Below are 26008 nucleotides of genomic sequence, written 5' to 3'. Positions count from 1 at the left end.
CCTGCCAGTCGCCGGTCAGACGACCGGCGACCTCTCGGCGTGAACGTCACGGAATCGAAGTAGCGCAAGACCCGTCGAAACTAGCATCGCCATCGTCGTGGCGTAACAGATCACGGGCCAAGCCGTATCTCCGTTCAACAGCGTTACCGCTAGTGTCCCGACGATGCTGACGATCAGGCTTTGGACGCAGAAATAGAAGGCGACTGCCGATCCTGCGATGTCGTCGAACTGTGCGAGAGCACCATTGGCGGTGACGGACACCGTGAAGACAATACCGACTGCCATTACCCACATTGGCAGGATGAAGCTGAGGAACGATGGTGAGCCGAAAAATTCACCGATTCCCAACAGAATCGCCCCGCAAACGAGCAACGCCATCCCACGCGCCGCGCATCCCGCAATGCCCCATCTGGCTACAAAGGACTTCGCGAAACGGGTTGTCACAATCATGGCGAGTGCGACAGTGGCGAAAGCCAAACTGAACCCGATTTCGGAATAATCGGCTTGGCCTATGAGCACTCGGGGGGCTGTCGAGAAGAAGACGAAGAAGGTGCCCATGCCAGCGCTAAAGCCGACCGTGTAAACCCAAAAGGTTGGACTCACGAAGATAGGCAAAACGGAACGGCGTGTGTTTACTTCATCCGAGGGGCGGGTTTCGTGCCATCTGAAACCGGCGTTCAAGAGTGCAGGCAACGCAAGTGCAGCCAGCGTGACGAATATCGCCCGCCATCCGAAAAACTCGCCGATCAGTGCTCCGGCGATGGGGCCAAGGGCGGGCACGAAGGCCAGCATCGAACTGAAAAGACCGTAGATGACGACACCCTCGGGGCGGCTGGCATAAACGTCGCGAACCGTCGCGAACGTCGCTACCAACGCCGCCGACGCGCCGACCGCTTGTAGCAGGCGAAAAGCGACGAAGGCTGCGGCCGTTGACGACCATGCCGCTCCGAGAGAAGCGACGATGAAAAGCGCCCCACCCGCAAGCAAGATCGGCCGTCGCCCGATGCGATCCGATATTGGGCCAAAGATCACCTGTCCCACGCCGAGCATGACCATGTAGAGGCTCAACGTGAGCTGGATCATGGATGGCGTCGTGTTTAGGATGCCGGGCATCGCTGGGACGACGGGGAGATAAATATCCATCGCCAGTGACGCGAGGATGTCGAAGGGAGCCATCAGCAGCAGGGCTGCCGGCAACGTATAGGCCCACGCGGGGCGTGTGATAGTCATGACGAATCAACCGCTCGATTAAAGATTCCGGGCGGCGTCTGCTCGTCAACAATCAGATTGGGATTGATCTTACAGAACGCCGCAACAACAGTGCTTGTTGTTGCGGCTTACTTGTCTGCTGACTTAGCGTTTCCCATGCTGATAGCTCCACACTTGGCAATACGAATATCTATCTCCTATCCGAATAGCGCCGGTGTCGCAACGCCGTTTCAGGGGCTCTGTTGCAAAAATCGTGAAGCTTGAGCATGCTTGGCGGAGATTGGACGGACGGAACGATGACGGATTTCAAGTGGCGCCATTTCCAGGGTGATGTGATCCTGTGGGCGGTGCGCTGGTATTGTCGCTATCCGATCAGCTATCGCGACCTTGAGGAAATGCTGGCGGAACGCGGCATTTCGGTCGACCATACGACGATCTATCGCTGGGTCCAGTGCTACGCCCCGGAGATGGAGAAGCGGCTGCGCTGGTTCTGGCGGCGTGGCTTTGATCCGAGCTGGCGCCTGGATGAAACCTACGTCAAGGTGCGGGGCAAGTGGACCTACCTGTACCGGGCAGTCGACAAGCGGGGCGACACGATCGATTTCTACCTGTCGCCGACCCGCAGCGCCAAGGCAGCGAAGCGGTTCCTGGGCAAGGCCCTGCGAGGCCTGAAGCACTGGGAAAAGCCTGCCACGCTCAATACCGACAAAGCGCCGAGCTATGGTGCAGCGATCACCGAATTGAAGCGCGAAGGAAAGCTGGACCGGGAGACGGCCCACCGGCAGGTGAAGTATCTCAATAACGTGATCGAGGCCGATCACGGAAAGCTCAAGATACTGATCAAGCCGGTGCGCGGTTTCAAATCGATCCCCACGGCCTATGCCACGATCAAGGGATTCGAAGTCATGCGAGCCCTGCGCAAAGGACAGGCTCGCCCCTGGTGCCTGCAGCCCGGCATCAGGGGCGAGGTGCGCCTTGTGGAGAGAGCTTTTGGCATTGGGCCCTCGGCGCTGACGGAGGCCATGGGCATGCTCAACCACCATTTCGCAGCAGCCGCCTGATCGGCGCAGAGCGACAGCCTACCTCTGACTGCCGCCAATCTTTGCAACAGAGCCGGACGGCGAATTCGGCGTATAGCAGCGCTTCCGAGATGGGCGATGGACGCCGGCGTCCTTTTGAGCGGCTTGCGGCCTTGTCATCGGTCTGTGGTGGACTGCGACGTCCGGACAATGCTCTCATGCCTTGCGTCGCCCGCGCCGTTGCCCTGGCTTGCGTCCGAGGCCGATCTTCTTGGCCAGATCGCGGCGCGTCTCGGCGTAGTTCGCAGCAACCATCGGATAGTCGGGCCCGAGGTTCCATTTGGCACGGTATTCGTCGGGGGTTATCCCATGCTCGGTCGCGAGATGACGCTTCAGCATTTTCATCTTCTTGCCGCAGTCGAGGCAGCTGATGGCGTCCTTCTTGACCGAGCCGCGGATCGGGACCGCTGGGGTTAGCTCTTCCTGCGGCGCAGGGGTGGAACCGGCGCCGTCGAGTGCGCCGAATACGTTGGCGATCAGCTTCGGCAGCTCTTCGGGTTTGATGGTGTTGTTGGACACATGCGCGGAGACGATGTCGGCCGTCAGGGTGACGAGCGTTTCATGACGGTCGGCAGGGTCTTGCATCAATGGATCTCCTGGTTTGTCGTCTTAAGGCAATTGAGCGGGTAGGTGTCGATAAGCACGAAGTCGTGTTCACGCGCGCAGGGATGGTTGCGCAAGCCATCGATCGCTTCGGCCATTGCGCCGACGCTGTCGTTGAGACCATCGGCGTCCAAGTCGATCATCAAAGTCGACGCCCGTTCGAGCAGCGAGAGAAACCGCGCTCTGTCCAGCGTTGATATAGTCGCGCCGTGCATTGGGCGGGCGTAACGTAACGGACGTGGCACGACAATTACTGATGCACCCATTTCTTTGGGTCATTCGGGCGTTTTCTCCGAATCTTGGGGAAGGAGCGTGTTTTCGTCGTTCCAGGGAGCACCTTCAAAAGCGGGCTGCCCTTCGACGTAGGTTACGGTGGCGCCGGTGGCTCTCGAAACCGACCGGACGGTGCCGACGATGGTCTTGTTAGTCCAGTCCCGAGGATCCTTGACCACGGCCCCGGCGATCGCGCGCCCCAGCTTGGCGGCCAGGCCACCTCCCTTCTCTTCCGTATCCACCGCGTAGACGTCGAGATGGTAGCCCTCGGTGTAGGGGAAGAGACACATCGTCAGGCGAAGGTTCTGTGAACCGCGGATGCGGCGCACCGCATTCGCGATCCAGACGGCGCCGTCGCACTTGACCTGCTTGAGCTGGGCCCGCTGCGCGGCAGGGATGAGCGCGGCGAGGCCACCCATCCGCGAATTCTCAAGCGCGTCGACGAGCTCGAACGTTCCGGGCTTTTCGGGCGGCTCTCCCCGCACCAGCGGCATGACCGTATCGCTGTCGGTGACGTTGGCGTTGAGGGAATCGGTGATCGCCCGGGTTACCTCCGCTCGCGTCGCGGAGGTCTTCAGATCGAAGATATGATAGATCTCGATCGAGCGGTCGGCGCGCTGCGCCATCGCCGGTGATGCCGCGCATAGCGCCGCACCAATTGCCAGAATAGCTTTGCCTCGAACTGATGTGATTCTGCTCATTTTTCGCGTCCCTTTACTGCCTTCATACTTGGTGATGGTGAGATCTTCAAAGTCGAGCCAGCTGCCAGCTTGATGATCCCGAGAGGTCTGCCGTGGTCCAGATCGCTGGCCGAGGTCAGGCTCTCCCTCGTTCCCGAAGTGACGATCGTATGCCATGTCCCTGCCGGGACTTTGAGCTTCGCCGTTTTCTCGGCTCGGATAAATCCAACGAAGACTTCACGATCTTTACTGTCGAGAAGGTGAAGCGCTACCGGCTCGGTGTCGGCCGTGAATGTGAGGGTAGCGGTCTCGGCGTCCTGCAGCTCCGCGCGGACGCGGAATTCGCCGTTTTTAGGGAGCCCGCTGAAGAGTGCACCAAAGGGTGCAGCAATGATCGTATAGACCAGTGCGATCGCCGCGAGGCCCGCCGCCGCCACGATATTCTTTTTGGGTCTAGCGTAGGTCTTTCCCGGATTGCTGCCGTCGCCGGAGAACCGCCGCCGTGCGTATCTCTCCGGGACCATGTCGGCGTCGTCGAACTCCAGGCGGGCATGGCGTTCGCGCCAGATCGGGAGCGACCGCGCGCCGCCGCGTTCGCGGTATCGGTCGTGCATGTATTCGCGGTCGTCCATGCCCATGGTCAGTTCACCATCAACAAGCCGATCGACCCGAGGACGATTGAGGAAAGGCCGAAGATGGTCTTGGCGATCGACATCTTGCGCGCCGCGCTCCCGCGCTTGACCTGTTTCTTAACGCGGTCGAAATCGGTCTTGATCCCTGCCGTTCCGTCCCAGACGTCGATCATGCCCCATGCGAGCAGTGCTCCGGCCACGGCTGCAGCGAACTGGTCCGGATCGAGTCCGCCCATGCCAAACGAGACTGTAGCGCCGCCGACGATTGGGAGCATCGTCACCTTGGCGACGTCGATGGCCGACAGGATGTGAAGCCTCCGCTTCCGCAGGAGCGAGGGGAAAAGGAAGAGGGGGCGATCGCAGATGTCGCAAGCCTTCACCGGGAGCGGGGTGCCCCACTCCGGCATGAAGCGCCTGCAGAACGGGCACTGTGGCTGTTCCTCGATCATATCGTCCCCTCTCCCGGTGGCGTGCCGCAGTCGGCTGTCAGACGGGTCTGAGTTCGTCGTTCTCAGCACTTCTGCCCGGCGTCGCACTTCGGCCGAGGCTTTGCCCGATCGCAATCGTCACTCTCGCATTCGGTCTTCTCGCACTTGGTGCATTCGGTGGTACCATGCTGATGCGCTGCATGATTGCGCTCGAGCTTGTGCTTTTCGAGGTAGGCGAGGAGTTTCAGCTTTGCCGCGCGTTCGTCCGTCGCGGGGCTCGTGCCATTGGCGATCTTCTTGATCGCTGCGGCCATGCCGGGATTCACTTCCTTGTGAATGGGTGCGGCGGCCGCTTCTGGAGCAGCCTCCTGGGCTGCGGCGGGGCTCGCGGCGAGCGCGCAAGCGAGCGCCAGGGTCGAGAACAGATACTTCATGATGGTCATCCTTCTTCGATTGCCGGTTCATCCGGCGTGGGTTGGGGCACCTTGTGGGTGCCATCCCCGCTCCCGCGGGAATTCGGTCAGCGCCAGAAGCCGTCTCGCCTCTCGCCAGTTCTGTTGTCGTAGTTTTCCCGGGGGTCGTATCCGCTCTTGCGGACACCGACCTCGACGCGTTCTCCGCCCAGGTTGCGGATATGGAGATCGCGCAGGTCGACCTTGTTGCGGTGGGCCCAGTCCTCGGCGGCACGCTTGCTGCCGAATGTACCGACGTCTTCGTAATCGTAAGCCATGACGTATCCTCCTTCAGGCTCTGATGGGCGCGGACAAACGCTGTCCGGGCAGGGGTGCGGGAAGGCCGAGCGCCGCCTCGATCCGGGCGGTGACGCTCTGCTGGGTGGGTCGCTCGCCCGCAGGCAGGCGCACAGTGGTGTAACCGGCGTGGCGCGTGAGTTCGTCGCGATCCTTGTCGCGCCGCGCCTTGTGGCTTCTGTCGTCGAGCTCGACGAGGAGGATGATCTGTCCGGTCTCCGGATCCTCGGCCACGAAGTCGACGCGCTTTGAGCTGAACTTGTTGAAGGTGGTCCACCACTCCGATTTCGACAGGCCCTTGGCCGGGTTCATGATGGCCCCCATCGAAACCTGCGCATGAATGCGGGCACCGGGCAGCGCGCGCTCAATCATCAGGCAGACGCGCCGTTCCGGCGGCGTCATGAGCGGCTTGGGCTGGACCTTGAGGCGCGAGAGCTCGCCGCGCGACAGTGTCTGCAGGAGCGCGACCGCGGCGAGCAGCGCGCCGGCGACAATGGCATAAACGAGATACTGTCCGTCCATCCCTTAGTCCTCTCCTGCAGAGAAGGGCGTGCGCCAGTGGATGAGGATCGTGAGGGCGATTGAGACCCCGATCATTACGCCAATCTCGACCAGTTCCTGCGGTGTCGCGTTGAACAGGCCCCACGGGCCCGTGAAAACGTCATTCATGTGGTCTTGCCTTTCCAGAATTGGCTCACCCGCCGGGGGAACAGCGCGTAGACGCGGTGCTCGCCGACCGGCTTTGCGAGCTTCGTCACCAGGCTGACGAAACCCACCGCGATGGAGCCGACGATGACGGCGACGAACAGGGCGAGGCCGAGCGCGATCACCTCGGCCGCAAAATGCTCCCGGGCGATGTCGTTGCGCAGGTCCGCGCAGCCCTGGACCCCGTGAACCTGCAGGTCGCACACAGAATACGTGTCCCCCTCCAGCTTCTTCGCCACCGGCTCGAGGCCGGTGGCGACCGAGAAATTGTGCATCGTCGGCCGGTGGGCGAGGATCTGGGCCAGGCTGTCGCCCGGCTCTGCCTTTGCGATGTAATTTTCCTTGGCGTACATGGCGTTCCTCCTATCGGCTGCGTTCGATGGTTCGTTCGGGGAGATCGATCTGCGGGACGGCGCGCAGGCTGTCCTTGTCGACCGCTTGGAGCGGCTCGTCCTTCGCGCCTGCAGGAAGCAGGTGTTCGGGAATGCGCGGGTTGAAGTCGGGCTGACTTCGCTCTTGGGCCGCGCCGTCTAGGCGCTTCTCGCCGAGGGTCTCGAGCGCGCTGCTCTTGTCGCCCGGGTTCCGGCCGATCTGGGAAAGCAGACGGTCCTTGTCGTTGGTGACGATCGTGATGTCGTCGCGCACGCGGGTCATCATCACGAGCGCGAGGCGCTGGTTCGAGAGATGACGCGCGGATGAGTGCATCTCCCCGATCGCCATGTCGCGTGTGTCGCCCTGCGCCTGATGCATGTTGATCGCGTAGGCGAGCCCCATGCGTTCGAGCATCTTGTCGTTCTGCTTGAGTTCGACCGTCTCGCCGTGCCGGTTTTCGACCGTGACTGTGCCGTCCTTGATGGCGAGGATCTTCGCCTCCTCGGATTTCATCAGCTTTCGGGCGTCGTCCTTCTCGGTCCAGCGGATCTTGTCGCCTTCGTGAATGGTTTCCTTGGTCTTCTCCGAAAGACGTAAGGCGTCGCGCTTGTCGGCGGGATCGATCCGGGTCGGATCGAAGCGCTTCAGCTTGCCGTTCTCGTCGCGCAGCAGCACCCTGCCCTTGTCGTCGAGACCCTCGACGTCGTAGCGGCCCCTCGGAAGCCCGCCAGGGGCGTTGTGGCGCGTAACCTCGAGCATCTGGCCCTTGGCATAGGTCGCGGTGTAGCGGAGCTCCTCACGGGTTGCGTGAGCCGGCCGCAGCGTGCTCAGCTCGATACCCTCGCCCTTCAACACACCTTCGGCGCGCAGCCCGTCCTGGACCATCCGGTTCAGCGACATTCGTGCATCGCGGCCGGAGGAATAGATCGCGGTGCGCTCGCGATCCTCCGGCGAAAGATCGAGCCAGGTCTTGGCGGCCACTTCGAGATGGTCCTTGCCCGCCTCGACCACCTTGTCGCCCAGCGAGGCGAAGCTCTCGCGGAACTTTCCTGCCCGGGCGAGCCCCGCCGCCTCCTTCATGTGGTCTGTGCGCTGGCGGAGACTGGTGTCCAAGCGCGCCATGGCTGGTCCATCGGACTGGATCAGCGAGAAGCTCTTGCCCGCCTCGATCGGCTGCAGCTGCGCCTTGTCGCCGATCATGACGAGTTTTTCGACACCGAGCCGGTTGGCGATGGTGAGGACATCGTTCATCGGCTTGTTCGCAACCAGCGAGGCTTCGTCGAGCACGAGGACGCGGCCCTGGAGCGCCTCGCGCGATGCTTCGAATGCAGGTCCTGAGCCATGAAGCGCTGCGCGCAGGTGCTGGTTGACGAAGGATGAGACCGTCTTCGCCTCGATGCCGCCCTGGACGAGCTCGCCCCCGGGCTTGCGCAACTCGGTATCGTTGCGAAGGTCGTTGACCATCTTGTTCGCGAAAGCGAGGCCGATGACTTCGCGGCCCTCCTGGTGGGCGACGCTGGCGATCGCGGAGATGAGCGTGGTCTTGCCCGCGCCGGCGACGCCTTGGATGACGACGGTGCGATCGTCGCTCGACAAGGCGAGGACGCCGGCCGCGATCTGCTCGGCATTGAGGTCGTGCGGGCCTGCGACCTCGCGCAGCCGAGCCGGGGCCTCTCCGGCGTCGATCATGCCGGGGCTTTGCCCCTTACCGGAAGCCACGTTGGCGAGGGTGGCCCGCTCGATCGCAGCGTGTTCGGGGGTCGTGTATTTGTCGACCGCCTTGTCGAGACGCGTGCTTTCGCCTTCGAGCATACGACCGCTTGCGACAAGGGCATCCATCCGGGCTTCGACGCCTTCAGCGGTTACGCCCTTGAGGCCGAGATCGAGTGCCGTCTTGACCAGTTCGCCTCGCGTCCATGACGTCTCGCGTTCGCCGATGACGCGAATGGCGGACGCGGTGGCCATCTCGGTCCGCAATTGCGTCGGTGTCAGCGTTACCCGCTTGAGGCCGTTGGTGGTCAGCTCGTCTGCAGGGCGCGTGTAGATCTTGGCCGTCTCGCGGAGCTCTCCAAGCGCTGCCTGAACCCGCTCTGGCGTACCCAGCGGCGCTTCCCGTCCGTCATTGGCCCGGGCCCGCGCTTGCTCGACGATAGCCTTGGCATCGAAGCCAAGCCCCCTGGCGCGCTCCGCCCACTCGGCGCGGAGCGCCTGTTTGTCGTCCGGATTGAGCTTGGGATCTCGGGTGTTGACGACGACGGAATCGCGGCCCTGCGGCGTCGATATGCGCAGTTCCTTCGCTTTCGCATCGATCTCCAGGCTGCGCTGACTGAATGCCTGCACCACCTCGCGCGAGACGCCCTTGATCTCGAACTGCCCGTGCTTGCCGGTGAGCTCCGTCTGGTAGCCGAGCTTTTCTAGTCCAGTGCGTAGGGCGGCGTTGTAGATCGAGCCCAGAACCGAGTTGTTCTTCCAGATCTCCACATTGTGGAGCGCCTGCCACTTGCCGTCCTTGGTCTGGGTGAGCGCCGCGATGACGGCGTGCGTGTGATTCTGGGGATCGAGCTTGCGGCTCGTATCGTGCTGGAAGAGCGCATAGACGAGCTTGCCTGTGATGACCGGCTCGCCCTTGGAATTGCGCGAATAGTCGCGCGTCTCCGCGAAACGCTTTTCCAGATACGCCATCGTCGCTTTGACGGCGTCGTGCTGCGCCGCGAGGATGCGCTGGTCCCCTCCGAGCTGGGCGAGGAGGCTGGCCGATTTCGGCATTGAGAAGGTGAGATCGGTCCCGCTTTGCCGCTTCTCGTGACCGTTGACGACCGTGCCATCGGGCAGTTTGCCGTCGAGGACCTTTTCGAAGTCCTCCTTGCTGACGGGCCCGCTCAGACCGAGGACTTCGGCCCCCTTCCCGCCCCATTCGCTCAGTTCCGCGGGGCCATCGCCGACATAGTAGTCGTCTTTCGCGAAGTAGTTCGCCGCGCCCCCTGCAGAGCTTACGGATGCAACCGACAGCATATCAGCGCCTTGCGTCCTCGACGCTTCTTGACGTTTTATTTCTTATGGGAATGTCTGAGCGAAAGATTGAAGGACGCACTTCTCCGGCTACAATCCAGTAATAGTCCAGATCGTACAACGATATGAAGCTCGCCAGTTTCGTTAGGGGGGGCAAGGCGTTGTCGCTTTCAATTAAAAGAATGTCCAATCGGGTGAGGCCTATCTTTTCTCCGATTTGCTCTTCGGTCAGCTTGAGGGTTTCGCGTGCAATACGAAATCGCTTCCCGAATGTGCTCGCTAAGGTGGTCACCGGCCCATCTCCTGGTCGTCGTCGATCCCGTGATCGTCGCGCTGCACTTTTTCGGCGCCGAAGCCGCGCATGTTCTCGCGGGCCAGCTCGCTCTCCTGATTGTCCGCTCGTGCGCGCTGGTCGCGAAGGGCATCTTGTCCGTGCTTCCCCTGCGCAGCGCGTTCCTCGACATCGCGTTGCGCATAGCGTTGACGCTCTCGCTGATCCCGCTGACCCGAAGGTTTCCAGGTGAGAGTCTCTTTCGGATCTCGCTGTTCACTGGCAGCTTCCTCTGCCTCTTTCATGATATTCGTCTTGTCGATCTGGGAACGCGCCTCCTCCGTCTGGCGAGCGAGTGATCCCTCCACCTGTTCGCGCAACCTCTCGGCTTCACGCTCCGCCTCGCTCAGCTCGAGATTGGCTTCTTCGCGGCTCTCGGTAGGCTGGAAGAGCGGCCCATCCCCCTCGCGCCCCTCGACACCCATTTCCGCGGCTTCCTCGGTGCTCGGGATATATTCGGCCGCGCGCATGTCGGTGACGCGCTGGAACCCTTCGGCGCAGACCGGATAGTCTTTCCATGACAGGCGGATTCGCGCGGCGGGAAACCCATCCGGAAACTTGATGAAGCCGTGCATACTCGGCAGGTTTCCGATGTCGTCCGGCATCACCAGCTCTTCGACGTTGGTGCGCGGCGTGATGGTCGAGGCGTCGCGGCTGTTGTTGTAGCCATAGGAGTAGGCCTCATCCATCTGCCGTACCTGCCGGTTGCCGATGAATTCGGAGCAGCGGCGCGAGGTCTCCGGGTCGGCCGTCTTGAGGATTAGCTTGGTCCCCGCCAGAGAGGCGAGATTGGTCGCCCCGTGCTCCCCGTAGGTTTCCTCGAGCTTGTCGAAGGAGTGCATCCCCAGAACGAAAGCACCGCCGAACGCTCGCGCGGTCTGGAGACCGTGATCGATCGCCGGCAGGCGGTGAAGCGCATGGACTTCGTCGATTAGGAACCAGGTACGCAGCGACCGGCTCCGGCCCATCTGGAACAATGCGTTGACCGCGAGGTCCATCCAGAGCGTCAGCAGCGGTCGATTGAGGGTGAGATCGGGATGTGTGGAGGTGATGAACAGGATCGACCCCTCCTTCACTTCAGTGGTCATCCAGCGCTTGATCGAGAAGCCTTCCTCTCCGGGTTTCGGGTCTGGCAGAAAGCGGAACGCGTTCGCATTCGCGATAAAGGTGGTGCGGATCGATTCCGCCATCTTTGCGGCCGACGGCGACATCATCGGGCCCGCCACTGTTCCCTCGAGCTGTGCGTGGATCGTCTTGAGATCGGACTGCATGAGGTAATAGGCGAGTCCGCCATTGGTGCGAACACCCATCTGGACCAGCTTGACGCACATTTCGACCATCAGCGTTCGGGCTGACTTCTGCCAGAAATCGTCCTCGACATTTTGTCCGCTCGGCACGAGCGCGGTGGCCGCGCTCATGAACTCCGCATAGTTGTCGCAATCGTTGAAGATCGACCACGGCTCGCAACGCCGGTCCATTGGGTTCAGGATGACGTCGGTCTCCGCGTTGAAGAAGCTCTCGACGAAGGTCCCGGTGAGGTCGAAAATGACACAGCGATGGCCCCGAGCGCGGGCCTGCGTGACGAGCTTCTTGAGCTCTGTCGTCTTACCTGCGCCGGTCGTGCCGATGAACATCGCGTGGCTCTGTTCGAGGCGCCACGGGACGGGCAGTCCGGCAAGCATGTAGGGATGGTGAATTCCGCGCCGGACGCGGCTCTTCAGGTCTTCCTTGAGGACGGCTTTCGGATCCTCCGCCGGCTTGCGTTGCAGGCATTCTTTTTCATGCTCGCGCCAGTTGTGCGCACGGATCGCGTCGGCGAGGGTTTGCCGGTCGACCATGACAGCGCCGCGCTCGTGTCTTTCGGTCAGGATTGCCGAGCCGCGACGGCGCGAAAAGTCGACGAACCATACCGTCAGCGGGACGCAGATGAATGCGGCTCCCAGCATAGAGGAAACGGTGACGCGGACGGCCGTTGCCCATGCTGCCTGGACGGCAGGATGGTAAGGCACCATGGCCATGTGGCCCTGCACGATCTGGCCATTTGGAAGCGTGAGATTGACCGCCTTTTCCGGGTTCAGTGACACCCAGTTCCAGAGGGTCGCCAGTCCGCGCATAATCACGAGATGAACCTCGTGGTTTTCGAAGGTGAAGAACCCGAGCGCGAACAGCAGTACGATAGTGGTTGCGAGCCACGTATAGAGCGGCAGCTTGACGCCCGCCCAGGTCATCAAAACCTCGTGGTGGAAGAGCTGCGATCCGCGGGTGAAATTGCCCGCGTTGCGCTTCACTTTTCCGCGTGCTGAATCGTGCGTCAGCGTTGCCGCTTGTTTGCTGAAGCGGATGTCCTCACGCATGGTGCTCTCGCACGTTGCGCATGGCGACCTCGATGAGTTCGTCGCTGTCTTCGGGGTATTGTTTTTGGACGAGTAGTGAGAGCGCGAGCTGAGTATGCTCGAGGATCGTCAGCGCGCGTTGGCCGTTGATCGCAATACCAAGGTGTAGGAGAGGAACACCAAGTTCCAGCGAAACCCGAATAGCCTCGGAGCGGGATACTCCCCTGCTCGAAGCCAAATGGTCGAGTTTGTCGACCATTTGAGGACTGAGCGTCACGCCGACGCTTTGTAGTTTTCGTTCCATGCAAACTCACCTGAGTTATGCATGGTCCGGTTATCGCGACCGCCAGTATATCCGGCTGCAGCGGAAAAGAAAGGCTTTTTGCGGATGCAGCGCGCTGCAGTTCTAACTTGCTGATATCGCTTGCGTTCCTATCAATCCGCAGATGGATGCACCGGGCTGCAGTTCCGTAGAAAGCGGGCAAGTTGGATATAAGCTACTGAATTGACAACGCATCTTCGATGCAGAAGACCGCGGCGCAGCCGCATAGGGTGTGCAAAAATCAGGGACTGGTGGTCCTGTCCCTGCCTGTCCCTTCTTGGGGATTCGTAGAGGAGCTGGATTTCCAGCGGTGAGCGGCGGCCGAACGGCCGCAAGCGTCAAGCAGACTGTGCCCCAGGATGCGGAGCTGCTGATCCTCGGGCGGACAAGAGTGGCGCGTGAAACGCGCCACGTCGATCGTCACCCGCAGGGCCGAGACGGACTGCAAGGCCGGCTCGGTGGAGCTTGGTGACGAAGCTGCCCTAGCGCAGCCAGGGCAGCGAGGAACCTAGCGCAATAGAGCGCGGTCCTGAGCGGCCAAGGCCGCGAAGGATGGCCCAGACCTTTCCGTCACCATCAACAGATGACGCAAAAGCATCAGGCAAAAAAACGTCTCGAATCCGATCGCCGTTTGGTCCATCAAACGGCGATCGGAACGAGACGCAAGGAGCGATGAAATGGTATCGAAAGTGGAACGCGAACGCGCTGCCCTCGAAGCAGCCGAACAGGATCTGGCGGATCGCCGGAAGAGGCTTGCCGAGATGGAGAAGGAAGAGGCTGAAAAGGACGTCGCGCGGCTCGTGAAAAAGGTCGGTCACGAGCGTGCGATCAGGCTGCTCGACCTGGCGGTCAAGGTGAAGCCGAAGAGCGCCATCGAAGCGCTGGAAAAGATCGCGCCGAAGGCACCCGGCCAGGGTGCCTGAGGGCGGCGCGTTGCGCCGCCCGAAGCCGGGTCAGTATTCGTCGTCCATTTTGCCGGTAGCGGTGTAGACGATGTCGTCGATGAGGTGCATCGGAATCTCGCCGTAATCGCCTTCCTCGATGAGGATGTAGCCGTCTTCGGTCTGGACCACGTGGACGTCGAAGAATGTGTGGTAGGAGCGGCGTTCCGCTTCGAGCGTCTTTTCGTCGAGCGCGATCGTGTCGCTGTTGATCTGGCGGATGAGTGAGGTGTCAGCTTCGATCGTTTCCGTGGTGTAGCACATGGTAGCCTCCTGTCGTTGGCGGCTCGTCCGCCATGCCATGAACCAGCGCTCCGGAGCTGCGCGGGTCACCGGAGCGAAGCGGAGGCTTGATGAAAAATTGATCGAGTGGTGCGGAAGCCGCTTGCGGCTTCACGGTCGGTCCATTTTTCATTGACCCGTGCATGGCCGGAGTGCTCATGGCGATGGTGGCGGACGGGCCATCGGCGGGAGGCGGAAGTCCAGTCTACACCGCATGGTCGAGGCTTTGCCATTGTCCGCCAGGCCCACGCGATTTCCTGCACGAAAAAGGGTGCCGCGGCACGTGGCCGGGCACCCTTCCCGTGTCACCGATCCGGCGGGAGGCTAGTCGCCGGTCGATGCGATCTTGGTAGGGTCCGCGCCGTCCTGCAAAGGGCAACAGGAGCTGCAATATGGCGCAGCGGTGACCGGGTGCTGCTGAATTGTATGACCCTGTCCGCTTGCGCAGTTCGCGGGCATCCCCTCATCGATCGCGGACCCGACCGATAGGCCGGTGGCGATGTCGATGCGCTCGAACAGTTCATCGCCGTCACGCTCGCATCCGATGCAGGTTTCGCTGTCGTAGACGCCGCCAAGCTCCCAACGCTGGTTCGTCTCGTCCCATGCTGCCCAGGCATCCTTGCAGATGGCTTCCGATCCGCAGTGCGGGCAGCGCATCCGGATTCGTCGGCGCGGCGTCGTCGCGGGCGTCGTGGGCACGTTCACGGTGCCCACTCCAGCACTGGTGCCTGCTCGCCGCAATCGGTGAATGCGAGGTAGGTCAGGGAGTCGTAGAGTGGTGCGATCTTCGCCGCGGCGAACGCATCGTAGATGCGCGGCTCCTGCAGCAATTCGCGTAAGCTTTCGAGTGCAATCTCTCCGGCCTCAGCATTGTCGCGTCCAAGCGCGAAGAGCAGCTTGGCGGCAAGGTCGGGCCCCATCATGAGGTCACGCGCGAGCGCGATATGCTCGGAGACCTCGATCATGATCGGGGACAGCCGACCGAGGTGCGTCACGCGCAGCGTGCGCCCGAGGAACTGGGCTTCCTCGACGACCGCGATGATCTCCGCGCGGTGATCGAAGCAGGCGGTAAACGAGGCCATCGACATGGCGTTGGCGTTGATCTCGAAGTTGAGCGGGGCCACCCCGAATTCGCCTTCGTCCACGTCCAGCGTGGCGTTGCTCGAGTGGAGTCGGCGCGTCAGCGCGGCGAGCTCGAGCGCGGTGATTTCGGCAGGCCGCGAATGCAGCGTGGTGTGCGTGTCCTTGACGCGGAAGGTGACGAGCATCTTTGCCTCCTATGATGGCTCGCCTCTCCCCTCCCCCTCCCCTTGTCGCGCGACGGCACCGGGCGGCGAAAGCGTCGCGGTCTGGCACTGCCCTCGGCATTCAGCGGGCGCAGGCCCGCTCCGGCAAGGGGCCGCGTTCCGAGAAGGAAGGCCGGCGATGCGCAGGCGACCGCAGGGTCGCCAGCGAGCCGGGTTATCCGCCTCGTCATGCCTGACGCTTGCTTGTCGCAGGAGGACCTTGAGATGCGCAGGCGGACGGATGTCCGCCAGCGAGTAAGGGTCCGCCGCGACTGCCACGGTTGCGGTTCGCACGCGGCCGACTTCGGCCGCTCCGACGTCTCGGAGCGATGCGAGGTAGGGTCGCCGCGCGATGCTCCGCCAGGCGCGTCCAGCGCCGCTGCGGGAGCGAGCAAGGTGGCCCGGTTCCGGGCGCATGGCAGACCGGCGATGCCGAGGCGGACGCATGTCCGCCAGGCGAGCAAGGGACTGCCGGCGCCCCGGGCGCAGGTCACGCGGATCGCTGCGGCCGACGACGGCCGCTCTCGGCATTGCCTCATTCGGTATCGGAGGCGTGGCCTGCGAGACCGGCGAGGCGCGAAGTCGCCAATGCCAGGTCGAGCGGAGGCACGCCGGTGCAGTAGTGGGAGGCGAGCAAAAAAGGGGCCGAAGCCCCTTGCTCTATTTCAGGATGAAGGCGACGTAGCCGCCAAGGCCCGCCGAGATCGTTGTCACGATGAGCAGAAAACCGAGAACCCAACGCTGGCTCTTGAGCTCGCCGACGAGTTCCTTATTGGCTTCGGTGATCTTCACGGCGATGTGACCTTCCAGTTCTTCGACGACTTTCGATGCTTCGTCGCTGCCGATCTTAACAGACCGAAGCGCTTTGAACAATTCGACTTGGACACCCATGATAACCTCCATTGTGCGATGGGAGTTCCCATCGGGTGCGCGGGTCAAGCCGGTCAGGGACGTTGCGGAGCAACGCCGCGCCAGCGGGCGGCGGGGGAGCCGATTTGCGCAGCAAATTGGGGGGACCGCCGATCCTTGACGGGCGCAGGAACGCCGCACCAGACTGGGACGACACGAGAGACGACCACTCCATGGTCCCGGTACGGGCGACGGGGGCTCGATGCCCCCGAGCCCGTCTTGCCGAGACGAGAAGGAAAGGGAGGCCCCGGCGTATGCCGGAGCCTCCCGAGAGGCGCTCACCCGAAGGTGGACGCGCCGACCTTCTGCTGCCGCTGATCGGCGATCCGCCGGATGTGAACCGGCACGCCTGCCTGCCGCAGCCGCTGTGCGAGGTTCGACTGGATGCCCGAACCTTCGCCGATGATCGCTTCCACCGGCCCGAGCTTGACCATGTTCTCGTTGCGCAGGAACGGTGCGCGGTTGCCGTGCCGCCGGTCGGGCATGAAGAGGATCGTCTGCACGCCGTTCTTCTGAGCCCAGGCGTTCGCCATCGCGTCGACGCCCTTGCGCATTCCGGTCGTGCCGAGGACCATGTTCGGGACGCGCTCCTTGATGTCGTCGAGGATGTCCCAGATCATCTCGAAGTCGTGCCAGTCCTTCATGCCGCCGGAGACCACGACGAGCGGTCCCTCGGGCTGGAACTGGGCCCTGCGATCCTTCGCCCGGGCTGCGAGGAAGTCGCGTGCCTGGATCTGCGAGGCGGTGACGCCGTTCTTGCTGACCTGCGATCCGCGCGTGGCAGTGAACGGCCGCCCGGTTTCGACCCGGTAGACGTCCGAGGCATGGTCGCGCATCGCTTCCAGCGCTTCGCGGCAACCTTGAAGCGTCTGGACCAGAAGCTGGGTCTCTTCGAGCTCGACGGCGTAGATCTCGGAAGGATCGAAGTGACGGGCAAGCTCACCGAGCTTCTTCGCCGCATCGTCCTCGCGTCCCTCGACCAGTCGGGCGGTCATGTGGAAGGAGTTGACCATCCCCCAGGCGAGCTGCTGGGCGAATTCCTCCATGCGGGTGTCCTTCAGGACGTCGAAGATCGTGCCGATCGCCATCTCCACCGCGCGCCGGGCCATGTCGGCGTCGGGCATGTCGGCGGTGATCGGTTCGTCGACGACGCTGAGCTTCGCCATGTCGCTGTGCTCGAGGAACGCGCCGTCGTATGCTTCTGTAACCGGGCCGCGGCTGTCGGCCAGCTCGATCCGGGCGTTGGCGAGATCGGCGAAAGAGTTGAAAGTCTGCATTGGAAGCCTCCATTGGTTTGATCGCGTCATCTCGTGATGACGGGTCCAATGGTGCGCAGCGGGCAAACGAGGTCAGGGACGTTAACCGGGAAGCCGGCACGTCAGGGCCGGATCCCGGTTAACGCCTACGGGCTGCGGGGGAGCCGATTTTTTCCCGTCTGCTGCAAGCAGACAAAAGCCGGGAAAAAATTGGGGGGACCGCAGATCCTTGACCGGATCTTTGCCGCAAGTATCCTTCGGACCCCATCACACGAGGATGCAATCAAACCCACCCTCCCCCTCTTTTCTTCTTCACAGACATCGGGCTCCCGCAGGAGCCGCGGCAAGACAGGCCGGCGCGTCTCGCGCGCGCGGCAACGCCAGGGGTCGTTGCCCTCGCGCGGCCGCCCGGACGCGAGCGGCGGGACCGAGAGCCCGCGGGGCCAATCAAAAAGGCGGAGGCCCGACCGAAGGCTGGCGTGGCGCTGATGGGATGCGGTGAACCTGCCAATCAGACGTCTGGAATGACCTTGTAGGCCGGAGGTCGAGCCGATGCAGACAGCCCCGCTCTTCAGGCCGCAGCGCGATAGCGCGGTGCGCGGCTATCCCGCCAGGCGATCGTCACCCGAATGGGCCGAAACCGGCTTGCCGGATTCGGCGTAGCTTGGCGACGCAGACAGCGATCGAGCGAAGGCGAGGAGCTGGCAGGAGCCTAGCGGAGTAGAGCCCGGTCCCGTCCGCAGGACGGGAGGCGGCAATTGCTAACCGGGATTTGCCGGATTATCGTTCGTCTACGGACGATTGGATGTCTAATGGACCGATTGCATCACCTTTATGTGTCTATAGCGAAACAAGTCTTTCGACATCGCGATTATGGTATGGTCAGGGTTCCCGATCCAATCACGGTGGCAGATGCAGCGTCCTACGGACTTTCGCCAGTACTTCTCTATGGAGTAACGGTTGCAGGTCTTCCGTATCGCATCCGGTATTATTCCGACCTTGCGGCGCCACGTGACTTGGGAGAAGTTTTGTCGCTGGCGTGGGCGGACGCCAGTTGGCTGAAAGGACTCCCCGACAGGATCTTGGTCTCCAAGCATTTGGCGGGTGCCGCCCCTGGATTAGCCGACGCATTGGATGCGGTCGGAGTCGACCTGGAGGTTGCCGGTCCGAAGGAAAAATCGCTTCCTGCTTCAATGAGGTCTGCACAGACGGGTTACTTGATGTTCCTCAAAGGGGGGCCGGAGGATCCTTTGAAGGCGCTCGAGGCAGCAGCTCGGCAGGTTGATGAACCTAAAGAATACCGAACATTGCCGGGTGGTCAGGAGATGCAGAAGCGCGCTGGAGAGTGGGATGCGCTTGAAAATAGGGGGACGGCCACGTTCGTTGGGCCGATTGGCTTCGAACAGGGTCCCTGGTTGCGATCGTGGGAGGCATCGGTTCCACCGCCGCAAGACCGGTATTTCTATATCCCACCTTCCGGAGATTTCTTTCACGAGAGTGTGTCGCTTCTCATCGGGGACAAATCGGATTTTGACGAAGACGATGAGGACGACGGCGATGAGCAATGGTCGCGTGACGATGACTACCCTCCGTCGCTTTCAGATCCGTATGAACTCGCTAAATCCGTTCTGGCCTGTTGGCCTCTTCCGGAGAAGGAGGTTGCTGAAGCTATCGGCGTCACGGTCACGGAACTGAAATGGTATGTGTCCGGTAGGGCGATGCTGCCCCACGATCGATGGCGTAGACTATGCCAGAGATTCACTCTCGAACCTTCGGATGGGAACGATTACGACATCGCTGGGCCGCTGGTGCTCGTAGCGCGAAAGCGACGACATATCGAAGATTGTTGGGATGCGATGACCAGCGGGGGTGATTCCCACCCTGTAGAACTCGTCCCGGCTTCGACTGAAGCTGATCCGAGTTGGCGATACTTTCTGGTGAATCGCGACAATGACAGGCGGTTGAAGGTAGTGATCGCTGCGCGGGGTTCTGATAGCGCCGAGTTGATGGAGTCCACGATAGCGATGAATTATCGTGGTCGGGTGGCGATTCCGGATCTCGTTTACAAGGCGACGGTTGAAGCTGTCGGTATCGCCTGCAGGTCAACCGATCATAACTCTGCAGCCATCCGGAACTTGATGTATGAACATGGGCCGTTCTGGGATCAGATCGAAGACTGGTCTTGGGCTCATGCGGGACTGCCCTCGGGATGCGAGCGCATTCCGTCCCCTTACGGTAGGCTTCCTTAGCAACAGGCTATTCCAGAGAGGTCTGAGGTCGCTCACGCAGCCCGCGGTAGGGTCGCTGCGATCTGCGCGCGTTGTGCCTCGATCGTCGCGAGATGATGTACGTAGATCGGCCCGAAGGCGATCGTCTCGGCCAGGTCCTCGTCGGTTTCCAGGATGTCGAACGCAGTGTTCCTGTCGAGTGCGTCGAGATCGATGGTCTCGAGCATGATTTCGCGCCGGGCGGCAAAGCGGGTGAGCTCGCCGAGCTTGCGTTCCGCGCGTGCGGCGTCGCGTTCGGCGAAGAGGCCGAAGTCCTTCATGGCAATTCTCCTGGGTGAGATGGTGAAAGGGCGGCGCTTGCGCGCCGCCCGATCGGGGTCGGTCAGAGGAACTCGACGTTCTCGGCGATGATCTCGCAGCCGTAGCGGTCGTTGCCGTCGGCATCCTGCCAGCGGGTGTAGTGGATGCGTCCGGTGACCGCGAGCTGGTCGCCCTTCGCCTTGTGGTCGCGGAGCGGAAGACCCATGCCGTTGAAGACGATGATCTTGTGGAACTCGGCGTCGGTTTTCGTGTAGCCGGTCTCCGGATCCTTCTGGACTCGGCCGTCGCGGATGACGGGGCGTTCGGTGACCAGGAGCAGCTCTGTGACCTTGGTCTTGCTGCCGTCGCGGGCGATCGGGTCCTTGGCCAGTCGGCCGACGAGGTTGACGGTGTTCATTTCAAAAGCCTCCTTCTGAGCCGACGGCTTGTCCGCCGGTGCCCTTATCGAGCCCCGGAGGGAGGGATGGGACACCGCGCACCCGTGCGCGGGAAACCTCGAAAATCGAGGTGGAGCGGGCAGCTCGCGAAGCGAGCAACACGGCTCGTATTTTCGCAGGTTGGCCCTAAGCCCGACCGGAGGGGCAGGGGCACTGGACGGCGGACATGCACTCGGCTTGGGGAGGCCCTGAAGTTCTGAACACCGTTTCGGAGGTGACGCCGTCCCGATTGCCTGCGGAAGCGGGATCGGTCGCGCTGCGTAGTGCGGACCCTGTTTTCGGGAGTGGCCGGTGGCGAGATCTTTGCCGCTACGATCCCTCGCCTTCCACGTTCGTCGCGAGGCATTTCCGCCCGGGTAGGCGGGCGTCCCGCGCATCCGGACGATTCACGCCGTTGGCGTGCTCCCCGCTGCGCGTGTCAGGGAGACCGGAAAACGATAGTCGGGGTTCGCCCGACCATGGCGGCGCCGATTGCCGCGGTCAGCTTCCTCGATGCGGGGTTTGCCCGCATCAGGGATCCGTCCGATTGCGGGACGATATCGGGACCCGACCACTGGAACACGTTCACCTCCTCGATCACGACGTCGCAGTCGTCGGGAAGTCCCAGCGCTGCGCGCTCGCGCGGATGAACGGGAACGCGCGCTCCGGTCGAGGAGCTGGAGATCGCCATGACCGAGACGATGTAGAGCCCGTCGATCGGTTTCACGCCGTAGATGTAGCACGGCCGCGTCTTGGTGGCGTTTTCCTGGCCCTTCGCGTCCTCGCGGGCCCAGAGATAGCCGTAGTCGATGATAGCGCCCGGCTCAGGCGGTCGCGGTCTCGCGTTCTGCCCGCTTACGGGTTTGCTTGGGGCGCTCGGCGCCGGCGTCAGCGTCGTCTTCGTAGCTGTCCGGGGCGTCAGGGTGGAACGCCGGCGGCGCGGTGGTGATTTCTCCGATGACATCCTTCAGCTGCTCCGATTTCAGGGCACGCGCGAACAGCTTTCGAAGCGAGTTGTACTCGTCGACCGGCACCATGACGACGCGGACCTCCCCGTGGCGCTCGAGACCGATGGGTCTGCGGATCGCCTCGTCGTAATAGTAGCCGACCTTCTTCGAGAAAGCGGTCGTGGTGACGGTTTCTCCGTAAGCTTGTTTCATGTTCGTCTCCGCCTTCATCATCGCCAAGTTACCAGCGGGTCACGCCCGTCATCATCGTCGTCGTCATTACCGTCATGCGGATAACAATCCGTATAATCCGGATTGTCCGGACTTTCAAGCGACGCTGGCGAGATCGATGCGCGCTGCAAAGCCGATGGTGTTGGCATCAGGCAGCAGTACGGCGTTGATATCGTGCACGCTCCACACCGTCAGATCTTCGCCAAGGGCGATCGAGAGGCAGCGATGGGTTTCAACCAGCAGCGTGTTCCATATTTGGGGGTCTGCGATCGGTGCTCCGTTGATCGCGGAGATGCAATCGAGTTCGCCGTCGCGGATTCGCCCGATGATGATGAAGTTCGGCAGGCGTTGCGTCCTGGGTTGCTGGGGCATGGTCTGGCTCCTCCACTGGTCTGCCGCGCCCCCTCCCCCTTTTCCTTCGCTGGCGGTGTCGGGGCGCAGGAGCAGACGGCAGTAAAAAGGCCCGCCCGCGGGGGTCGCGCGGACGGGCCTCGTGAGTGGCCGGTGCGGGAGGGGTCGAACCGGCCTGGGGGGACGCTGTCGTCAGGCGTCGGCGGTCTCCTTCGCCTTGGCCTTGCCCTTCGGGGCGGGCGCGGTGCTCTCGCCGAGGCCGTCGCCGCCGGTGGTGCCACCGGCCTGCTCGGGCTCGCCCCCGGTCGCGGTCGCGGTCAGCGGCGGCAGCTCGCCGTCGCTCTCGCTGACCATGCCGGGCAGGGTGCGCTTGCGCTGCGGCCGGCGCCAGGCGACGTTGTAGCTGTCGTCGTTCTGGCGGAAGAGCGCGACGTCGATCGGCTTGTCCAGGCTCGGATCGTCGATCCGGCCGGAGAGGAACACCTCGCCGGTCTCGTTCGACGTGTATTCCCAGAGGGCGCCGACCTTCACCCAGCTGCGGCGGTCGGCCGAGAGCGCCATCACGTCGAAGGCGGGGGCCCGCTCGTTGGTCGAGACGAACTCGCGCAGGGCGATGGTCGCGGCGAATGCCATCGTCACGATACGGCCGATGTGGACGCCGTCGCCGTTGGCCTTGAGGGTACCGATGTTCATGGGAAGTCTCCTGATGCTTGCCCGAACCCCTTGTCCGGACCACTTCCCTTCATCCCTCCCTCCCCCCGGGCGCAGCCCGGCAGCGCGCGCACGCGCGCCAGTCCGCACGAAGCCCCGGCAGGGGCACGTGCGTCAGGTGTTCAGGATTGATCCCTGTCGAACCGGGGTACGGCTATCTTGCGCCCTCGAGCGCATGACCCAGTGTGATTGTCTGACCTGAGGTCGAGACCTGGTAAGGCTCTCCCCTGCGCGCTTGAATGGTCGCCATATGGGCTCGGATTTGGGCTTCCAGATCGGCAGGGCAGTCGGGAGCTATCTCGGCCCGGAGGTCGGAGAAGAATAGGATGGCGAGGCGTTTCCAGTCCCCGTGTTCTTCGCGTGTGCGGTCGGCATAGCCTATGCCAGTCGCCAGCGTAGCCACGAAGATGCGATCGTCGAGTTTCATGAGACTCTCCGCTGGGTTTCCAGGAATGTAGGTCGGTTTAATCGTTCGGACCCAAATCGGCCGCGTCGCCGTCAGAGATCCTGTAGCTCTTCGATGATCTGCTGTGCGTGGACGGCGGGAGCGATCCATGCCTTATATTTCGGCTTCCACGCGGCGCGGCCGTTCACGGTCTCGGCGACGATGTCGCTTTGGCGGGAGCGCGGAGGCGTCCAGATCGAAACGTCGCCATTGTCGAAGTGCGTGATCCACACCTTGCCGTGGCTCGTGTCGATGGTTTCCTTCGTCGGCATTCCGCCATGCTGTGCCGCGCGTATCGCGCCGTCAAGCATTTGCGCCGGCGCGTGCGCTGCGCAGGTGGTGATCGGTGATCGCTCTGTTCTGCCGCGCGAGCTTGGCCTCCAGCGCGCCGATCTCCTTTCGACGATCGCTCAGAAGCGCGCCCTGGTTTCGGCGGAAAGCGGCTTCGTGGTGGCGCGTCCAGCTCGTCGAATGCCGACCGTGGGTAAATGGAAGCGAATGCGATGCCCTGACCGCAGCTTCGGCGTCTCGGTGCACCTTCTGCCGGATGGTCAGGAGCAGTCGCTGCGTTTCATCGCGCCGGTCGCGCATCCTGCGCAGGTCCGTGCCGCTCATTGCGGCCACCGCGGCATCGTCGTCCATTCGGGTTCGTCGTTGGCGATCACCGGATCGTGGCGAGCGGCCTCGCTTGGGCTGAATACGGTGGCGTCGGCGAGGCGTCCAAAACCGCGTTCGCTGTTCCAGTAGGACAGCCCGTGTTCGGGATGTCTGGTGGTCAGTACAAGCGAGCGGCCATCTTCATCGTCGAGCTGGGCGAGTGCTGACGCGAGTCCCTCCTGGCTGCCGCGAAAGACGATGTCATTCTCGGTAATGAGGACGAATCCCCCGCCGAACTCGTCGGGCCGCAGCTTGCTGCAGCCGTAACTGTAGCAGAAGCCCGTCGGGAGCGCCGAGGGACAAGCCGCTTGGACGATGTTGGCGAGAGTTTCGGGGTCGATTTGATCGCCCGAGATAATGATCCGCTCGCGCCCCGAGTCGGTCTCGCCGCAGCAGTGGATGTCGAAGCCCGGTTCCGGATAATCGCCGTCGCTGAATATTGCCCGGTAAGCCTCGAAGGGATCCTCGTCCGATCCGGCGAAGGCGTTCTTGAACCTGGCCGAGCGCTGGTCAAACTGCTCCTGCCAATCCTCTTCCGGCATGTTCGAGAGATCGAGTTCGACGAGCTCGGCGAGGAACACGAGGTCACGCTTCTCGAGTTCAAGGACGAATGCGGTTTTCGTGTAATGGTCGGCCATTGGCTGTCCTTTCAGGCAGTCGCTGCGGCGGCGCTCGCGGGGAAGGCCTTGCGCAAGTTGGCGTTGAGGGTGGCGTTGTCTTCGGGGAAGAAGGTTCCGTCGGCTCCCGGGCGCGTGATGTTGAGAGCGCCGCGGACGGCGGCATCGACGAAGGCGGGAACGTCGTTATCGCGGGCGACCGCATCGAAATCGGGGGGTGAGAAACCCGCATGGTGCCATCGCTCGATGCCGCTCTCGAGATCGTCGAGGTATCTGGTCACGTCCTCCGTAAGTTCGTCCGTCGCCTCGGCCTCGAGAGTGTAGTAGCGGCCGAAGTCGTGATCGTTCGCGCGGGCGTGGAGCCTGACGTTGTCGGGGGGCTGGCCGTAGCGCGCGAGCAGCGCGGCCCGGAAGAGCGCGACCTCGGCCTGGTTGACCGCCGGGAAATTGGGCGTATGCCCGATCTGGGCGCACTCCTCGCCCCAGGGCGCCGGTCCGAGATCGATGGTGTGGGTTCGGTGCATCTTCGCCTCCTTGGTGTCTGGCGCTCTCCCTCCCCCTTTTCTCGGTTGGCGGCCCAGGATCTGGTGGCAGTAAAAAGGCCCGCCCGCGGGGGTCGCGCGGACGGGCCTCGTGAGTGGCCGGTGCGGGAGGGGTCGCACCGGCCGGGGGGACGCTGTCGTCAGGCGTCGGCGGTCTCCTTCGCCTTGGCCTTGCCCTTCGGGGCGGGCGCGGTGCTCTCGCCGAGGCCGTCGCCGCCGGTGGTGGCACCGGCCTGCTCGGGCTCGCCGCCGGTCGCGGTCGCGGTCAGCGGCGGCAGCTCGCCGTCGCTCTCGCTGACCATGCCGGGCAGGGTGCGCTTGCGCTGCGGCCGGCGCCAGGCGACGTTGTAGCTGTCGTCGTTCTGGCGGAAGAGCGCGACGTCGATCGGCTTGTCGAGGCTCGGATCGTCGATCCGGCCCGAGAGGAACACCTCGCCGGTCTCGTTCGACGTGTATTCCCAGAGGGCGCCGACCTTCACCCAGCTGCGGCGGTCGGCCGAGAGCGCCATCACGTCGAAGGCGGGGGCCCGCTCGTTGGTCGAGACGAACTCGCGCAGGGCGATGGTCGCGGCGAATGCCATCGTCACGATACGGCCGATGTGGACGCCGTCGCCGTTGGCCTTGAGGGTACCGATGTTCATGGGAAGTCTCCTGATGCTTGCCCGAACCCCTTGTCCGGACCACTTCCCTTCATCCCTCCCTCCCCCCGGGCGCAGCCCGGCAGCGCGCGCACGCGCGCCAGTCCGCACGAAGCCCCGGCAGGGGTACGGGCGTCAGGTGCTCAGCGGATTTTCGAGGTTATTCGGAGCGTGAGCCCCGAGCCTCGAGTCGGGCTAGGAAGGCCTTCGCTTCCTGCTGGTTCGGCCCGTCGATCGTCGCCAGCGTCTTCATCCGGTCGACCTCCAGTGAGACGGCGATCTCAGCGGGGATGTCGCAGTAGGGTTCGAGGAGCCTGATGGCGTCGATCGGCCTCGGGAGTTCTCGCTCGCTTGTGCCGCGCCAGAGGAGTTCGACCTCTTCGCCTGGGTCCGCGGGATCAGTGACGAAGACCTGCGCGAAGAAGGTCAGAAGCGGCCTGTCCCAACCGATCCAGGCGGACGAGGCTTCGACGCCCTCGCGCAGCGGGAGCTGATGCCGGCTCAC

At 63.0% G+C, this 26008-nt stretch carries 36 protein-coding genes; 3 read left to right on the top strand and 33 right to left on the bottom strand.

Annotated features, from left to right (window positions below; translation table 11 throughout):
- Positions 1-15 precede the first annotated feature (15 nt).
- Positions 16-1230 carry a chloramphenicol/florfenicol efflux MFS transporter FloR gene (gene floR / locus E2E27_RS17840; protein WP_024269980.1) on the bottom strand — a complete coding sequence of 405 codons (1215 nt, stop codon included), beginning with the start codon at positions 1228-1230 and terminating at the stop codon, positions 16-18.
- Positions 1231-1505: 275 nt separating this feature from the next.
- On the opposite strand from floR, the gene E2E27_RS17835 reads away from it, so the two are divergent.
- A complete protein-coding gene (locus E2E27_RS17835; protein WP_001389365.1) occupies positions 1506-2270 on the top strand; it encodes an IS6-like element IS6100 family transposase in 765 nt (254 codons plus the stop codon).
- A gap of 174 nt (positions 2271-2444) precedes the next feature.
- Here E2E27_RS17835 and E2E27_RS17825 read toward each other — a convergent pair whose 3' ends face one another.
- The 14 genes from E2E27_RS17825 to E2E27_RS17770 all read right to left on the bottom strand — a co-directional run bounded on the left by E2E27_RS17825 (position 2445) and on the right by E2E27_RS17770 (position 12707).
- Complete coding sequence (locus E2E27_RS17825) at positions 2445-2873, bottom strand: Ros/MucR family transcriptional regulator (RefSeq protein WP_141462097.1); 429 nt, start codon at positions 2871-2873, stop codon at positions 2445-2447.
- Complete coding sequence (locus E2E27_RS18855) at positions 2873-3034, bottom strand: hypothetical protein (RefSeq protein ID WP_181443686.1); 162 nt, start codon at positions 3032-3034, stop codon at positions 2873-2875. Before E2E27_RS18855 ends, E2E27_RS17825 begins: the two co-directional genes overlap by 1 nt.
- Before the next feature lie 132 nt (positions 3035-3166).
- Positions 3167-3865: a hypothetical protein gene (locus E2E27_RS17820; protein WP_141462095.1), complete on the bottom strand. Its 699-nt coding sequence runs from the start codon at positions 3863-3865 to the stop codon at positions 3167-3169.
- Positions 3862-4482 carry a hypothetical protein gene (locus E2E27_RS17815; protein ID WP_181443685.1) on the bottom strand — a complete coding sequence of 207 codons (621 nt, stop codon included), beginning with the start codon at positions 4480-4482 and terminating at the stop codon, positions 3862-3864. Before E2E27_RS17815 ends, E2E27_RS17820 begins: the two co-directional genes overlap by 4 nt.
- A 2-nt stretch (positions 4483-4484) precedes the next feature.
- Positions 4485-4925: a hypothetical protein gene (locus E2E27_RS17810; RefSeq protein WP_141462091.1), complete on the bottom strand. Its 441-nt coding sequence runs from the start codon at positions 4923-4925 to the stop codon at positions 4485-4487.
- A 62-nt stretch (positions 4926-4987) separates the two neighbouring features.
- The gene (locus tag E2E27_RS17805; RefSeq protein WP_141462089.1) at positions 4988-5338 is read right to left on the bottom strand and encodes a hypothetical protein; all 351 of its coding nucleotides are present in this window, start codon (positions 5336-5338) and stop codon (positions 4988-4990) included.
- An 86-nt stretch (positions 5339-5424) separates the two neighbouring features.
- A complete protein-coding gene (locus E2E27_RS17800; protein WP_141462087.1) occupies positions 5425-5634 on the bottom strand; it encodes a hypothetical protein in 210 nt (69 codons plus the stop codon).
- Positions 5635-5647: 13 nt separating this feature from the next.
- Positions 5648-6175: a DUF2726 domain-containing protein gene (locus E2E27_RS17795; RefSeq protein WP_141462085.1), complete on the bottom strand. Its 528-nt coding sequence runs from the start codon at positions 6173-6175 to the stop codon at positions 5648-5650.
- 3 nt (positions 6176-6178) lie between these two features.
- Entirely contained in the window at positions 6179-6322 is a 144-nt protein-coding gene (locus E2E27_RS18850; RefSeq protein WP_181443684.1) for a hypothetical protein, read from the bottom strand.
- On the bottom strand, positions 6319-6711 hold the full coding sequence (locus tag E2E27_RS17790) for a hypothetical protein (protein WP_141462083.1): 393 nt from the start codon (positions 6709-6711) through the stop codon (positions 6319-6321). The genes E2E27_RS18850 and E2E27_RS17790 overlap by 4 nt, the downstream gene beginning before the upstream one ends.
- A gap of 10 nt (positions 6712-6721) precedes the next feature.
- On the bottom strand, positions 6722-9742 hold the full coding sequence (mobF, locus tag E2E27_RS17785; protein WP_141462081.1) for a MobF family relaxase: 3021 nt from the start codon (positions 9740-9742) through the stop codon (positions 6722-6724).
- Position 9743: 1 nt separating this feature from the next.
- Positions 9744-10031, bottom strand: coding sequence for a helix-turn-helix domain-containing protein (locus E2E27_RS17780; protein ID WP_141462078.1), 288 nt, complete (start codon positions 10029-10031; stop codon positions 9744-9746).
- Positions 10028-12424, bottom strand: a complete 2397-nt coding sequence (locus E2E27_RS17775; RefSeq protein WP_141462076.1) for a type IV secretion system DNA-binding domain-containing protein — start codon at positions 12422-12424, stop codon at positions 10028-10030. Before E2E27_RS17775 ends, E2E27_RS17780 begins: the two co-directional genes overlap by 4 nt.
- Entirely contained in the window at positions 12417-12707 is a 291-nt protein-coding gene (locus E2E27_RS17770) for a ribbon-helix-helix domain-containing protein (protein ID WP_141462074.1), read from the bottom strand. Before E2E27_RS17770 ends, E2E27_RS17775 begins: the two co-directional genes overlap by 8 nt.
- A 695-nt stretch (positions 12708-13402) precedes the next feature.
- Between E2E27_RS17770 and E2E27_RS17765 the strand changes: the two genes are divergently transcribed.
- The gene (locus tag E2E27_RS17765) at positions 13403-13648 is read left to right on the top strand and encodes a hypothetical protein (RefSeq protein ID WP_141462072.1); all 246 of its coding nucleotides are present in this window, start codon (positions 13403-13405) and stop codon (positions 13646-13648) included.
- Between the two features lie 30 nt (positions 13649-13678).
- On the opposite strand, the gene E2E27_RS17760 is transcribed toward E2E27_RS17765, so the two are convergent.
- The 5 genes from E2E27_RS17760 to E2E27_RS17740 all read right to left on the bottom strand — a co-directional run bounded on the left by E2E27_RS17760 (position 13679) and on the right by E2E27_RS17740 (position 17420).
- On the bottom strand, positions 13679-13930 hold the full coding sequence (locus E2E27_RS17760; RefSeq protein ID WP_234036305.1) for a hypothetical protein: 252 nt from the start codon (positions 13928-13930) through the stop codon (positions 13679-13681).
- 342 nt (positions 13931-14272) lie between these two features.
- Positions 14273-14653: a hypothetical protein gene (locus E2E27_RS17755; protein WP_141462070.1), complete on the bottom strand. Its 381-nt coding sequence runs from the start codon at positions 14651-14653 to the stop codon at positions 14273-14275.
- On the bottom strand, positions 14650-15216 hold the full coding sequence (locus E2E27_RS17750) for a hypothetical protein (RefSeq protein WP_141462068.1): 567 nt from the start codon (positions 15214-15216) through the stop codon (positions 14650-14652). Before E2E27_RS17750 ends, E2E27_RS17755 begins: the two co-directional genes overlap by 4 nt.
- Before the next feature lie 678 nt (positions 15217-15894).
- Positions 15895-16137 (bottom strand): hypothetical protein, encoded by a 243-nt coding sequence (locus E2E27_RS17745; RefSeq protein WP_141462066.1) that lies wholly within the window; start codon positions 16135-16137, stop codon positions 15895-15897.
- A gap of 284 nt (positions 16138-16421) precedes the next feature.
- The gene (locus tag E2E27_RS17740; RefSeq protein ID WP_141462063.1) at positions 16422-17420 is read right to left on the bottom strand and encodes a DUF2493 domain-containing protein; all 999 of its coding nucleotides are present in this window, start codon (positions 17418-17420) and stop codon (positions 16422-16424) included.
- Between the two features lie 791 nt (positions 17421-18211).
- Between E2E27_RS17740 and E2E27_RS17735 the strand changes: the two genes are divergently transcribed.
- Complete coding sequence (locus tag E2E27_RS17735) at positions 18212-19648, top strand: hypothetical protein (protein ID WP_141462061.1); 1437 nt, start codon at positions 18212-18214, stop codon at positions 19646-19648.
- Between the two features lie 32 nt (positions 19649-19680).
- Here the strand turns inward: E2E27_RS17735 and E2E27_RS17730 are convergent, their stop codons facing one another.
- The 13 genes from E2E27_RS17730 to E2E27_RS17670 form a co-directional block, all read right to left on the bottom strand.
- Complete coding sequence (locus E2E27_RS17730; RefSeq protein WP_141462059.1) at positions 19681-19947, bottom strand: hypothetical protein; 267 nt, start codon at positions 19945-19947, stop codon at positions 19681-19683.
- A 62-nt stretch (positions 19948-20009) separates the two neighbouring features.
- Complete coding sequence (locus E2E27_RS17725; protein ID WP_120222450.1) at positions 20010-20345, bottom strand: single-stranded DNA-binding protein; 336 nt, start codon at positions 20343-20345, stop codon at positions 20010-20012.
- Positions 20346-20803: 458 nt separating this feature from the next.
- Positions 20804-21091, bottom strand: coding sequence for a hypothetical protein (locus E2E27_RS17720; RefSeq protein WP_141462057.1), 288 nt, complete (start codon positions 21089-21091; stop codon positions 20804-20806).
- Between the two features lie 97 nt (positions 21092-21188).
- Positions 21189-21524: a type II toxin-antitoxin system Phd/YefM family antitoxin gene (locus E2E27_RS17715; RefSeq protein ID WP_181443682.1), complete on the bottom strand. Its 336-nt coding sequence runs from the start codon at positions 21522-21524 to the stop codon at positions 21189-21191.
- Between the two features lie 114 nt (positions 21525-21638).
- Positions 21639-21914, bottom strand: coding sequence for a hypothetical protein (locus tag E2E27_RS17710; RefSeq protein WP_141462053.1), 276 nt, complete (start codon positions 21912-21914; stop codon positions 21639-21641).
- Positions 21915-22085: 171 nt separating this feature from the next.
- Positions 22086-22586 (bottom strand): DUF736 domain-containing protein, encoded by a 501-nt coding sequence (locus E2E27_RS17705; protein WP_141462051.1) that lies wholly within the window; start codon positions 22584-22586, stop codon positions 22086-22088.
- Positions 22587-22758: 172 nt separating this feature from the next.
- Positions 22759-23031, bottom strand: a complete 273-nt coding sequence (locus E2E27_RS17700; protein ID WP_141462049.1) for a hypothetical protein — start codon at positions 23029-23031, stop codon at positions 22759-22761.
- A gap of 71 nt (positions 23032-23102) precedes the next feature.
- Entirely contained in the window at positions 23103-23321 is a 219-nt protein-coding gene (locus tag E2E27_RS17695) for a hypothetical protein (protein ID WP_141462047.1), read from the bottom strand.
- 31 nt (positions 23322-23352) lie between these two features.
- Positions 23353-23691 (bottom strand): hypothetical protein, encoded by a 339-nt coding sequence (locus E2E27_RS17690; protein ID WP_141462045.1) that lies wholly within the window; start codon positions 23689-23691, stop codon positions 23353-23355.
- Entirely contained in the window at positions 23661-24344 is a 684-nt protein-coding gene (locus tag E2E27_RS17685) for a hypothetical protein (RefSeq protein ID WP_141462043.1), read from the bottom strand. The genes E2E27_RS17690 and E2E27_RS17685 overlap by 31 nt, the downstream gene beginning before the upstream one ends.
- Before the next feature lie 11 nt (positions 24345-24355).
- On the bottom strand, positions 24356-24847 hold the full coding sequence (locus E2E27_RS17680) for a hypothetical protein (protein WP_141462041.1): 492 nt from the start codon (positions 24845-24847) through the stop codon (positions 24356-24358).
- Positions 24848-25005: 158 nt separating this feature from the next.
- Positions 25006-25506: a DUF736 domain-containing protein gene (locus tag E2E27_RS17675; protein WP_141462039.1), complete on the bottom strand. Its 501-nt coding sequence runs from the start codon at positions 25504-25506 to the stop codon at positions 25006-25008.
- A gap of 157 nt (positions 25507-25663) precedes the next feature.
- The gene (locus E2E27_RS17670) at positions 25664-26008 is read right to left on the bottom strand and encodes a hypothetical protein (protein WP_141462261.1); all 345 of its coding nucleotides are present in this window, start codon (positions 26006-26008) and stop codon (positions 25664-25666) included.

This window comes from Porphyrobacter sp. YT40 (assembly GCF_006542605.1).
Classification (GTDB): domain Bacteria; phylum Pseudomonadota; class Alphaproteobacteria; order Sphingomonadales; family Sphingomonadaceae; genus Erythrobacter.
Note: the sequence above shows the minus strand (reverse complement) of the source record. Positions and strands in the feature narration are given on the sequence as shown.